Origin of the sequence: Klebsiella sp. WP4-W18-ESBL-05 (assembly GCF_014169075.1) — a bacterium.
GTDB classification, from domain to species: Bacteria; Pseudomonadota; Gammaproteobacteria; order Enterobacterales; family Enterobacteriaceae; genus Kluyvera; species Kluyvera ascorbata_B.
Map to the genome: position 1 here is coordinate 3,745,550 of NZ_AP022057.1, position 13,309 is coordinate 3,758,858.

9 protein-coding genes are annotated in these 13,309 nt (G+C 39.0%); 6 read left to right on the forward strand and 3 right to left on the reverse strand.

Annotated elements, in window-relative coordinates; genetic code table 11:
• Positions 1-247 precede the first annotated feature (247 nt).
• Positions 248-493: a hypothetical protein gene (locus H7R58_RS17850; RefSeq protein ID WP_182934446.1), complete on the forward strand. Its 246-nt coding sequence runs from the start codon at positions 248-250 to the stop codon at positions 491-493.
• A gap of 5 nt (positions 494-498) precedes the next feature.
• Here H7R58_RS17850 and H7R58_RS17855 read toward each other — a convergent pair whose 3' ends face one another.
• Complete coding sequence (locus H7R58_RS17855; RefSeq protein WP_001395480.1) at positions 499-1,530, reverse strand: IS630-like element ISEc33 family transposase; 1,032 nt, start codon at positions 1,528-1,530, stop codon at positions 499-501.
• Positions 1,531-1,693: 163 nt separating this feature from the next.
• Between H7R58_RS17855 and H7R58_RS17860 the strand changes: the two genes are divergently transcribed.
• From H7R58_RS17860 to H7R58_RS17875, 4 genes are all read left to right on the forward strand, one after another.
• The gene (locus H7R58_RS17860; RefSeq protein WP_227674925.1) at positions 1,694-5,062 is read left to right on the forward strand and encodes an AAA domain-containing protein; all 3,369 of its coding nucleotides are present in this window, start codon (positions 1,694-1,696) and stop codon (positions 5,060-5,062) included.
• 4 nt (positions 5,063-5,066) lie between these two features.
• Positions 5,067-6,884 carry a phospholipase D-like domain-containing protein gene (locus H7R58_RS17865; protein WP_182934447.1) on the forward strand — a complete coding sequence of 606 codons (1,818 nt, stop codon included), beginning with the start codon at positions 5,067-5,069 and terminating at the stop codon, positions 6,882-6,884.
• A 181-nt stretch (positions 6,885-7,065) separates the two neighbouring features.
• Positions 7,066-8,100, forward strand: coding sequence for a hypothetical protein (locus H7R58_RS17870; RefSeq protein WP_182934448.1), 1,035 nt, complete (start codon positions 7,066-7,068; stop codon positions 8,098-8,100).
• A 631-nt stretch (positions 8,101-8,731) separates the two neighbouring features.
• Entirely contained in the window at positions 8,732-9,700 is a 969-nt protein-coding gene (locus H7R58_RS17875) for an IS5-like element IS903B family transposase (protein WP_077255787.1), read from the forward strand.
• Between the two features lie 41 nt (positions 9,701-9,741).
• On the opposite strand, the gene H7R58_RS17880 is transcribed toward H7R58_RS17875, so the two are convergent.
• The gene (locus H7R58_RS17880) at positions 9,742-11,001 is read right to left on the reverse strand and encodes a hypothetical protein (RefSeq protein ID WP_182934449.1); all 1,260 of its coding nucleotides are present in this window, start codon (positions 10,999-11,001) and stop codon (positions 9,742-9,744) included.
• Positions 11,002-11,946: 945 nt separating this feature from the next.
• On the opposite strand from H7R58_RS17880, the gene H7R58_RS17885 reads away from it, so the two are divergent.
• Positions 11,947-12,504, forward strand: a complete 558-nt coding sequence (locus tag H7R58_RS17885) for a hypothetical protein (protein WP_160956564.1) — start codon at positions 11,947-11,949, stop codon at positions 12,502-12,504.
• Positions 12,505-12,646: 142 nt separating this feature from the next.
• Here the strand turns inward: H7R58_RS17885 and H7R58_RS17890 are convergent, their stop codons facing one another.
• Entirely contained in the window at positions 12,647-13,225 is a 579-nt protein-coding gene (locus tag H7R58_RS17890) for a hypothetical protein (protein ID WP_227674926.1), read from the reverse strand.
• Positions 13,226-13,309: the final 84 nt, after the last annotated feature.

Genomic DNA, 13,309 nt, shown 5'->3' on the forward strand with positions numbered 1-13,309 from the left:
GTAGCGTTCCTATAACAGAATTAACGTGATCTGATTCACAAGTTTACAAAATGACAGAAGGACACGTCTATTCAAAATAACAGCGTATATTTTCAAGATAGTAAACATAATCATCACAACTCTTTTAATAAGTCATTAATAATTTCAAACTGTCATACTCTCAAGCTTTGAAAACAAATAATATCTTTATAACCACTTCAAAACGACTATAGATATGAGCTAGCGAAACTAATCATCTGGAGCATAAATGGAAACTTATCTCACCGGAAACTTCCTCAATCAATATGAGGATATTAATACTCTGAATGAATATGATAGAGAAAATGGCAAACCATGCTTATTAGAGGCTTCGCAAAATGCCAAGCGAGTGCTAATAAAATTTTGGCCTAAAGATGAATCAAAAAACAACGATATAATTGAAGATTTGTGGCGATATGAAATAAGACAACTCCATAGGCTGAAAGGTTTGCCCGGTCTAAATAGCTGCGCCTAATACCGCTACACTTTTGCCTGACCATGTTTTCCTCCGGGGAATGGGCTGGCGGTTTCCATAAAATGGCGGACCTTTTTCAGTAACTGCCACATTGAGCGGCACTGATGATTACGGGTTATCGTGTCATGAAGTGCCTGCCATAGCCGTTCCACATGATTCACCCACGGCGAGTAAACCGGCTGGTAAATTACCCTGAACTTGGGATTTGCTTTCAACCAGCGCTGTGTTTCGCGGCTTTTATGGATAATGTAGTTATCAACGATCAGCGTGATTGTTTTCGCCCGCCGGTAAGTGGCTTTCAGGTGCTTCAGCAGAGCGATAAACAGCGCTGAACTTTTGCTGTTGCCGCCCACGTAGCTGACTTTACCCGTGCCACTGTGCAGTGCGCCGGCCAGATAGTATTTTTCGTTCTGCCCCGGCGTCACTACCCGTTTCTGCTGTCCGCGCAACTGCCAGTCCGCACCGATTTTAGGATTAAGGTGGATATCCACTTCATCTTCATAAAATACCGGATGCTCTGCGCTGCATTCATCCAGCGCTTTGTGGATTACCGCCATCTTTTCATCTTTATGTGGGTCACGGATACGCAGAGTTGGCGCGGCCCTGCGCCATACAAGCCCCGCAGATGGCAACCAGCGGCGAACGGTTCCTGCATGTAACTGGCAACCGGTTATCTCATTGATTTTTATTGCCAGTAATTCGGTGCTCCAGCGTGAACGTTGATAACCAAAATCGCCGGGAGAATGCTTTATCAGCTCACGTAACAGGGTGCAGATATGTTCAAAAGGCCAGCGTCGGGAGCGCCCTGCGGGTAAGGATTTCAGGCCTTCAATACCTGAGTGCGTAAACCAGTTAATCCAGCGACCAACGGATGAACGGGCACAACAGAGAGTTCTGGCAACATCGCTGACCCGTTCACCCCGATGAAGCATCAGCATGGCCGTGAGTCTGCGGGCATGATTTTTATCACGCGTTTTATGAATAGCTTTCTGCATCAGGCGTCGTTCGCCACGGGGTATTGGTACTATGATCGGCATCGCTCAGTCCGGTTGGTGATTTTGGTTGGTTTGGCGATTGATCAGATCGCACAATCCGGGCTGAGTTCCCTTTCAGTGATCTACTATTCCGCGCAGCTATTTAGGAGACTATATATCTTCTATAGTTGACTCAGGAAAAGATGAAAGGGGATTTTACTTAGTATTGGATGCAGACTTCAGAGTTCCTCTGTCATATATATTTAAAGAAAAAAAGACACTAAGCTTAAATAAAGAATGGATCAGGAATAGTAGAAAAATTGAGAATAGAATCAAACTTTGGCATAATTTTATAAGAATTATTAAAGCCATCGAACTATTGCATTCCCAAGGTCTGCTTCATAGGCATCTGGATAAAGATTCTATACTAACTGATCCTAGATCACTTGACTTTGACTTCCAATTAACCGGCTTCGAATGGTCACTACGCGTCCACGCTGTTTCAGATAAACATAACGAATATACATCTAGAGATTTGAAGATTAATAAGCAGTATTCTTTTTTATCTGATTGGGCTGATTTAGGTTTTCTAATAGCCGAATTACTTAACATAAGCTCAGATAGATTAATAAATCTTCAAGTCACAATTAATGATTTAGTAGATGAAACCGATCTAATTCTTGATGAATTAATTTTAATTCGCGGATTGATTGGTGTTATGAAATTAGAAACCAACTTATCGAGGGAGGCCATAAATGGCTCTATAATAATAGAAAAAGCAAACACTATATTGAAGTCATTAGAATCTCTAATTTCAAAAGAAAATTCAACTAGGCATATTGAATTTCTTTTTTCGGCAAAAGCAAACTCGGAAGTAACACCAGACAAAATAACATCTGTTTTTAATGCCATACAATATACCATAAATAGAGATCATGGAATCACAATTTCAGATAAAGATATTGATGAATGCTTAGACTTTATAACAAGGGATCTATCAGGGAAAATATACCTATCTATAAATAAAAATAGAAGTAATAAAGAAGAAATACTTCTTTACGGAGAAAAACTCACTTATGTACTAGAGAAAAAACGCAACGGTAAAACAGAGGACTCTGATTGGAACATTGCATTCTGCCATGCTGCTTATGTTGAGCCTCCAAAACAAATAAAATTCAAAGCTAAAAGAATAGCTTTAGAAAGAGACGTATTAAAATGTATTCAGTTTAAATCTAACAATCGTTCTCAAGGTATATATAACTCTTGGGATGATCTAATCCTTGAACTTGAACGAGATGATAATAATATTCTTCCCAATAGAGTTATTGTCGAAGGGTTTGCTATATATCACCTAACAGAAATAGCTTTCGCAAAATCAGAAATTTACCCTGTAACATTAATTAGTTATGATAAGGGCAAAACAGAGTCAAAGTTTTTTACAGTAAGAATACAATGCAGACAAGATGATGACCATATATCGACATCATTAGGTATTAAACCACCTGCGATTCGATTACATGACAACTTAGAGAATGATAGAATTAATTCAATAAGCTGGATTCTTACAGAAAACAACAATTTCTATGATGGTGATAATGAAGTAACATTGGATTTTATAAAGACAGAAAGAAACCATGAAGGGGTTTACGAATATATATTCACAACAAATACACTAAACCCAGGTTTCAAAAAATGCTTCCTTATACCTTCATCAGTACAGGGAACTATTAAGCAATTAAGTAGAAGAGCATCATCTATAGATGAATTAAGTAACCACGCAGAGCTAAGGAGTATGTTAGATGATCCTTACAATAACACTATTATATCTGAAATAAATAACAACCTTCATAGTTCTTTTTATTCACTGGATGAATCTAAAAAAGATGCATTTGAAAAAATAAATAAGACTTTGCCTATATTCTTAGTCCAAGGACCTCCTGGTGTTGGGAAAACATATCTGATAACGACTCTTGTAAATCAAATATTCTCTAATGAAAGTGAGAGTCGAATAGTTCTAACGGCACAAAGTCATTCTACTGTCCAGCATTTATACCAAGAAGTGACTTCATCCTTAGATATAACGAACTCCAAACCATTAATTGTTAGTTGTATAAAAAAAGATTCGGATGATGATAGCGATGACATATCAATAAACCAATTAGACTCCCTTGCGCTAGAATATATTAAAAAATTTATTGATAGTGATATTTTTGATGAGTGTACATCAACTATAAGTAAAAATTCAATTATATCAGCCAGTCGTAAATCATCCAAATCAGACAGATATTCTCTTATCAAACAGATATTGAAATCTGCAAATATGGTTTTTGCTACAACTAACTCCAGACAAGTAGAAGAACTAATTAGTGAGAAATCACAATTTGACTGGTCAATAATGGAAGAAACAGGAAAAGTCACAGGCGTAGAACTTCTTAGCCCGATGTTACTTTCATATAGAAGACTGATGATAGGTGATCATAAGCAGTTACCCCCTTATGCAACAGAAAAAATGAGAGAGATCCTCACTGACATTAATAAATTGAAGAACGCAATAATTATTGCAACTGATATAAATAATCAACAAATAAAAGGTGATTGGATAAAAGAGCGTTTTACTGAAAATTTTATCTCAACAATTGATAAGGAAACACTTGAAAAATTGAGTTCTAGTGCAGTCAGGCTTCATCTCTTATTTGAAAGTCTTGTGCTTGAAGAAAAAGTGAAATCACAAAAATATATAGATCGTTACGGTGATGATAGAAAGCATAGAAAAATTGCGAGCATGCTTAATTTCCAACATCGTATGCATCCAGATATCGCAAATTTGATCTCTAGCGTATTTTACGATAAAAAGCTTAAAACAGAACCTTCAAAAGAAAAATTCTATAGAGATGCAAATACTATTACCCCTTTTACATTTAAACCTAACTCACCATTACTTAACTCCCCGGCAATTATATGGATTGATACCCCCGATGTTCAACAAACTAAAAACAATTATGCTGCAGAATCTCTTCCTGTTTGGACAAATAACTTAGAAAAAAATACTCTTTTATCCGTTCTTGAACATTTGAGGGTGAATTCAAAAGCAGAAAAAACACCAAAACTAGCAATCATGTCACCTTATGCAAAGCAGGTAGATTTAATTAAGAGAAGTCTGGATAAAAAACTGCATAAAGAACCAAATTCGTTACAAATAGAGTATTTTCAAAAACCAGATGATCATTCTTCATTTTGTAGCACTGTTGATGGTTTTCAAGGGGCTGAGGCTGACATAGTTATTGTATCTATGGTTAGAAATAATCATCATTCTTATGTTAGAGCATCTCTAGGATTTCTCCTTGATAGTAGGCGCATGAATGTCCTACTAAGTAGAGCAAAATATAAGATGATAATTATTGGTTCATTCGAATTCCTTAAATATTGGTCTGATTTAATCGACAAAAAAGAAATTAAAAAAGGTGATTTAAGCAATCAATTTTTAGTCGATCTTGTCAATAAACTCATCGAATATGAGCGTGAAGGATTATTAAAGAAGATTGGCTCTAGAGAATTCAAACACGTAAAACAAGATAAGAATAAGAAAAGGACTTAATATCATGTCACTAACTACATACGTAATAGTACCTTTTGGATACGGCATGCATCGTTTTAGTTTAGCGAAAGCCAAACCTTGGGGGCCAATTGAAAAAATATTGTTAGGGTATATTGCTAAAACACCTTGTACCTCAACTTTTTTAGCTAAGACATCAAATCTCCCCAGGCAACTCATCGTGGAAATGCTAATCCCTCTGATGAAAGCTGGATGGATCGAAATAAAACCAATCAATGATGAATATTTTTTTGTAACAACGAACAGGGGGGCAGAAGTAGCCTTATATGAAGAACTACCTACTGATAGCATCCCTTATTCAAGAGTTAGAAGTTTTATGGTGGACCCTTTGACTCGTGAGTGTTACCGATACGAGAAAAGAAAAAAGAAACAAAGTTTTCAACTATACTCTAAACATAATATTTTAGATGCTACAAAGTCATTCCGTGGTTTATGCTCTGAATTAAATATCATCTCTAGCTACACTACTACCTTATCTAGAATTTATGAAAAAATCACAAATTACGATGAAGAGGTTATTGATATAGAAGATGACATAATAGATACAAATTATTCTAAAAATATACATTTTGCTCTTGCCGCCATAGACGACATGGGGAATATTACAGGAGTGCCCGAAATATCAGATGAATTAAAGTGTGAGATACTTAAAAGAGATAAGAAGATTCGTGAGCGCGCAGAGATATTAGATATAAGTAAATCTGATATCTATATTGGAGAAAATATTAATGAAACTGTTAAAACGTTACCAAAACGTTTAATTAACAAAGAGCAAGTTAGACTGATTGCAGGCCCCGAAGAACATCGGATGCATCTTTTCAATTCAATAATCAATGCAAAAAGTAGATTAATTATACATTCTACATTTATCAATGAAGAATGTATTGCTGATGTGTTTGATAATTTAATAGATGCGGCACAACGATCAGTCCAAATTGATATTCTATGGGGCCAAACAGAACCAGAGGAACAAAATAAACTTGAATCTTATAAAAATGTCATAGCCAAATTTGACGAATTAAATAACAAAATAGTACAAAAAGGATTATCTACACAAATAAAATTCCATAGAGCCCCCACTCTATCTCATGCAAAATTCATAATCCATGATGAAATACAGGGTATTTACAGCGCTACATTAGGTTCGTGCAATTGGCTATCGAGCAGATTTAATAGATTTGAAGTATCTGCCTGTATAACCGACGATTTAATCGTAGCAGATTTAACTGATATATGCTCCCATCTATCAATGGGTGGAACTGGATTAGCAAATAACCTGAGCAGAGAACTAGCTGTTTTCTCTGCAAGCTTATATAAAAATGTTAGTATACGCAAAGAATCAGATGGTAATACTAGCGTTCAAATAATTTCTGCACCTGAGCATCACCCTATAGTAAAACAAGCTTGCAATGTAGTTAAAAACAATATATTTATTTGTAGTCATAGAGTTAGCTATGCGGGTGATAGACCTATAATATTACCGCTGAAAACCGTGAAAGCGCACGATAAGAATATATCTATTGATATTGCTTATGGAAGATCAAGTGGGGATCTAAAATCAGCCGAGCTTAAGGAATTAAAACAAAATCTTCAGTCTTTAGGTTTCAATATTACAACTGCAGATAATCCTCAAGTACATGCTAAGTTTTTCTCTTGGGACAATAACAATATTGTAGTCACAAGTCTTAACTGGTTGTCATCTTCTTCTAAGGGCGATATTTACAATGAACTAGGTTTCCTTATTACACTTCCTGGCATTGGAAATGAAGTGAAGGAAAAATTCCATGAAATGTATCCAGAATAATATTTATTATATGCCATCCTATAATGATGGCATATACCTCCCTAATAACTACATAACAGAGCCCCCTTTACCAATAACCTTCTGTAAAGTTACATCTCTTAATGATGAAAATGTCATATATATTATTAGTTACACAAGTATATTCATCTCAGCACACATTAAAATATAAGGAGAGGTTTTGATGGCAAGAAAGAAAATTTGGGCATACGCCATCGATAACAAAGAGGAATACATTAAAAATAAAGAAACAAATAAAGAGCGATTATTCTTTATTTGGGAGGTTATTAAGATGCGAAAAGAAAACCCTAAAGAGCTTTCTTTGCTAACCTTTATGAGCACACAATCTAACAAGGATAAACGAGCAGAATTAACACCAGTTAAAAAAACAAAAACCGCCTTTTTCAGATATAAATCTGATTCAACAACATTTACCGAAAGCCATGATTCTGATTCAGAATACATATCTCATGAAACTGCAATTCTAGTTTTATCGGAAATGAAAAAAATAAATTTTCAAGATAAAGATAAAAATTATGAAATTGAATTCGACAATATAAAAAAAGACGACTTACAAATCAAATTCGAAGATGGATCAATTTATTATCCTGATCTAGTAGGTTTTTTTAGCAAACCAATAGAATTAGCCAGGAAATGGGGGGGGAAAGTAGCCATTGAAGTTAAAGTAACTCACAAATGCAGTTATGAAAAAATAAAAGATTTTCAAGACCATAACATACCCATAATTGAAGTTTCATTATCGGATAAGATGAGGCTCAATTCAGAATTAAACAATACTGATATCGATGAAGATGAAATGGAACGATATTATAACTTTTTAAAGAGCAAATTTAATAACATTGTTTATATGAAAATATTATCTGACCCTATAATGTTAAATGAGCATAAATTTATAATTAACAAAAAAAATGAAACGATTATTAAGGCTATAAAAGAGATTGAATCATTTAAAGGCCAGCTGGCAAAAGAAACTGAAAAAAAAGAATCATTTGAATCAACAATAAAAGAAATGAAACAGGAAATATTTAAGCTAAAAGAATCAATCGATAATACAAAACATCTTAATAATTCTTTGCTAACGCAATTAGATAATGAAAAAAACAGAGGTAATTCATTCAATGAAAAAATTAATGAATTAAAACTCAAGGATTATGAAAGCATGAACTTTCTAGAGCGTTTTAAACGACTTTTCAGGTAAATTTTTGAATAAAGAATTAAGAAAACAACAAGATGCAACAGAAGATATATATGTATAAAACTCTCCAACTAGAAATTATTTACGAATATATAATACCTTAGGAGTTAAATTTTATCTATTGCTTCCGCTAAATCGAAAGATATGGATGGGACCATTCAGTAACCTCCTCATATGAAACAAACCCATCGTGCTCCAGTGCGCAAACGCCCTTATGGCTGGCAACATAATCGTATACAGACTGACTTTCCAGCCCCTTTAGCATGCGCGACAGCAGCTTCCGGCGCATCACATCTGACTTCCTGCGTTTACGCGCTGCCACATCTTTATAGATAATGTTGTATGAAGGTGGCGGGTCAAGATTAGATTAATGTTTAATGTTTAATGTTTAATGTTTAATGTTTTGTCTTCAATTCAAGATAAGGGTGATTCCAGCATATCTCACAGTTACTCACCATCCCATCATGCTCAATCGAGCCGCATCCCCCTGGATTAGCCAGCACTGCTTCATACACCGCCTTACTCTCAATACCTTGGAGCATATGCGAAAGAACACACCGACGAACACTCGCGGTGATCTTGTCAGGTTTAACCATCAAAGAGGCTTTGTTGAATAAATCGAACTTTTGCTGAGTTGAAGGATCAGATCACGCATCTTCCCGACAACGCAGACCGTTCCGTGGCAAAGCAAAAGTTCAAAATCACCAACTGGCCCACCTACAATAAAGCCCTCATCAACCGTGGCTCCATAACTTTCTGGCTGGATGATGAAGCTATTCAGGCCTGGTATGAGTCAGCAACACCTTCTTCACGAGGCAGACCTCAGCGCTATTCTGACCTTGCCATCACGACTGTGCTGGTCATTAAACGCGTATTCAGGCTGACCCTGCGCGCTGCGCAGGGCTTTATTGATTCCATTTTTTCTCTGATGAACGTTCCGCTACGCTGCCCGGATTACAGCTGTGTCAGCAGGCGGGCAAAGTCGGTTAATGTCAGTTTCAAAACGCCCACCCGGGGTGAAATCGCACACCTGGTAATTGATTCCACCGGGCTGAAGGTCTTCGGTGAAGGCGAGTGGAAAGTCAAAAAGCATGGCCAGGAACGCCGCCGTATCTGGCGTAAGCTGCATCTCGCCGTTGACAGTAAAACACATGAAATCATCTGCGCTGACCTGTCGCTGAACAATGTGACGGACTCAGAGGCCTTCCCGGGTCTTATCCGGCAGACTCACAGAAAAATCAGGGCAGCATCGGCAGACGGCGCTTACGACACCCGGCTCTGTCACGATGAACTGCGCCGCAAAAAAATCAGCGCGCTTATCCCGCCCCGAAAAGGCGCGGGTTACTGGCCCGGTGAATATGCAGACCGTAACCGTGCTGTTGCGAATCAGCGGCTGACCGGGAGTAATGCGCGGTGGAAATGGACAACAGACTACAACCGTCGCTCGATAGCGGAAACGGCGATGTACCGGGTAAAACAGCTGTTCGGGGGTTCACTGACGCTGCGTGACTACGATGGTCAGGTTGCGGAGGCTATGGCCCTGGTACGAGCGCTGAACAAAATGACGAAAGCAGGTATGCCTGAAAGCGTGCGTATTGCCTGAAAACACAACCCGCTACGGGGGAGACTTACCCGAAATCTGATTTATTCAACAAAGCCCATCAAAGACTGACGGACAGCATTGCGTATGGCCCAACCGCGACCGGGGCAATTAACATGCTCATCAAGATAACGCGCCACCAACGCGTTAAGTGCCCTTCTCACGGGCCGAACAAACTCAATCCACTCATCAGCCACACACACCGCTTCATTGTAGCCATACAAATCACAAAGCTTACGAAACGCAGCGCTGTCCTTATGCTTACGAAACTCTCCGAGTGAATAAATCAGAGTATAGATAAGCAACTTAGCAGCCTTTTGATCAACGTTGAACCGACGCATAACCTTCTTCTTGGTGATCTTTGCCAACCGCTTACATTTGATGCCGTATCTCTCCAGTTCATGTTTCAGAATAGTCAGTTGGCTGCTTTTGATATCGTAGTTATGGCCTTCAACTACCGACCATTTGATAGCTGCCTTTAGCGCCTGAAAGCCACCATTCTTCTCAAATGAACGCGTTCCCCGCTCTGCCAGTTTGTATTCAGGAAAATATTCAACCACCAAAGGAACGCTTGAAACCATCCTGCAACCACGTTCAGCCAGATGCTGGAGGAAGTGAGACTTCAGAGCAGCCTCCCTTTCGTCTTCAGGAACGTAGGCCTGTAGCTTATCAAGGTTGATACGCAACGCCCCCATGTTGAGATACACCTGACGCATATATTGCTGGGTTTCACGGGATACGTGACGCGTAGCATGGCGGGGCTTATTGAAGTGCGATAACGCTTTGTGGATCAATTGCTCTTCTGTCATGATCTTTTGGTTATGAACACGCTTACCCACAGACAGATAAATGTAACGGTCATCGCGCTGCTTGTAGTCATCAGGCGAGACTTCAAACCAGCGTTTTAGGTATGCCTTGGACAAAGCAAAAGTACGACTTTTCCCATTCCCCCATGAATGAATTTTAATATCTATAATCCCTGCATCTTTCAGCAACTCTAACGCCCGGTCACAACACAGGTATTTATTCTGTTTAAAGACAAACGGTAATTCCTTTTTACCCAGCTCATTATATATTGGCGAGTATTGCGTCCATGGATTATCCTCCGGGGTGTCTTTAGCATAAAGGAAGTTATTACAAATCAGATGCTGCAAAAACCGTTGAATATCCAGATAGTATGACGGAGACTGGCGACCATCTTTCCCAATGAAAGGTATGTTATGTACATCCTCAATGAACTTATTATAAGTATCAAGTGTAACCAGAATGCCACGTTTAATAATATAACCCACAGAATATTTCACAGAATACCTCGTAATTGAAAGTTGCATAACACAAAAAACACAGTTGTTTTTTACAACGCTGAAATTTACAACATCAATTACGAATACCTTAATGAAGGCCAATTTTTTTCATATCACTCACACTCACATATTACCACGCTCCCACCGCTATATATCTCTGCTGCTCATTATCACTATTAATATGGCAGTGACATATACATACTATATAGTGAGTAATATAGAGTTATACCTGATAACTATCTTGAGGAGTGCATTGACCAGTATAATTAACAAAAATACAGAATCGTAAATACAAACAGGGATCCTGTGCTATGGGTTGAATCGTTAATCCCTGCGGTTAATACCAGAGTACTAAGGTCAATGTTCGGAATAAAAAGCCATCGCCGGTTTACCCCTACTATTGTACGAGGTGCAGATCTGACACAAAACTACACCGGTAGTTAACCGGTCTAACACGCCAAAACCCTGCAACGGTGGGCGGTTTAAAGCGGTGCTTTTTCACAAATAATGTATCTCTCCTCCGCTTCTGGCTGACCAATCAGTGAAGTAACTGACCTGTGACTCTGCCGGACTGGTCGCCATACAACAGACTGATGACGAAGCGGAATACAGCCCCTTGCTTATGGCCGAATTACTGATGAAGAACCGCAACCCTGCTCAGCGCTGAATGCAGAATTGCACAGTCAGAGACCAGGCTCGCCTACAAAGCCGCAATCACTAAATCACTTTTTTCAAAGCGCCAAATGTTTTCATCATGGTTAGCCTGCCAGTGCTGAATAGTGTTGATCGCCCATTTTTAGCAACTAGGCGAGTTAACGCATCTACATACCCTCCCGATATCCTCTTTGAACGATTTCAGCGAAAAGCTAATCAACAAATCTATGTTGCGTGACAACTCTGTTATGGCAAGATAGTAAATAAAAATTTCCTAAGGGAAGGAACAAAGTGGCAGCTAAAGAGCGTTACTGTTATCAAATCTTAAAGATCCACTCGGTAATTGTTGATTTTGATGGAAAACCGCATCTTTCCAAAGTCCCTGGGGTTGTTCAGGGAGAAACATTCAATCAGTGGAAGAGGAGAGTTCTAGGCCCAGAAGTGGATAACGTAGTTGTCTATTGCCCACAAGAGCCCAGCCCTCAAACTCGGATGCATAATCTGAGAGTAGCAAATTCTGCTAGACATGTTGAACGCATGTTCAGAGAATTTGGAAAAACTAAAGATAACAAAAAGCAGAAAGCCGTTGATGATGCTATTGCCGACACAACGGCCAAATTTTCCAATGTCCCTTGGGAAACGCTAGAAGATTTGCTGGCTGAAAAACAGCATAGTCTGGAACCTTCCATTCAAGATTTTTTTCAGAGAATTATCGAATCCAGCAGGAAAAGCGAAGAAGATATTAGCATCGAAAAACTATTAAATGAACTTATCGACAGCTATAACAGTGCAGCCAGAATGTTCAGAGAAAAAGTTAATAAGAGCTGCGATTGCAAGCTTGAAGTTTAGCTAGCATAAACAACTCCCGGATATGTTGATGCAGCCTACGTATTGCCTTGTGTTAGTAATGCAGCACACCCGCCCACTAGAGATGATCTTATCCCACTACCCAATTAGCAGATGGCGGTCTTATGACCGCCATCACGCCAGTTTAATCCCGATGTTTACGCTTCGGGTGCGCCTGTTCGCGCCTTGTTAATCGCCGGGGATTACTCTTTTTACTCGGCTTCGACTCGATGAACTGGCTTACAGCCATCTCTTTCTTCGTTGCATTCACTGGCTTTAACTCTGCGATTATTGTACCCAGCGCAGCAACACAAGAATGCCAGTAAGCCCAAACTTCACTCTTGTTGAATAGCTCCGTTTCATGCGTTACCAGCGCCCTTTTTAACCTTCGTGACATACGGCTGTTTACATCACCCATGGCGTGCTTGGCCCAGGCTTTGGCGCTGTTACTCTTTGGCCGCGATGACTCAATGAAGTCATTAACAAGAACGGATTTAAGCTTTCCTTCATAAACCACAATGTGCCCGAACGGGTTTTTAAGCTCAGTGAGTTCCGCAAGGGTGACAGACCATGAACCAGAACGACGACCAGGCATAATACGAGCTTCTATGCGTAGAAATTTTTCAAACTCCTCCTGATTGATCTCAATGAACTGTTCCTGCCTAGCCTTGCCATCTTTTAATACAACCTCACTACATTGGTTAAAACCCAGCGAGTTCAGCACACCTGCATATACCTTCTCATAAAGGTTAAACCGTAGCTCGCTCTTCCCGCCTAAGTTCAGCCCAGGCAGCCCCTGGATTGGCCC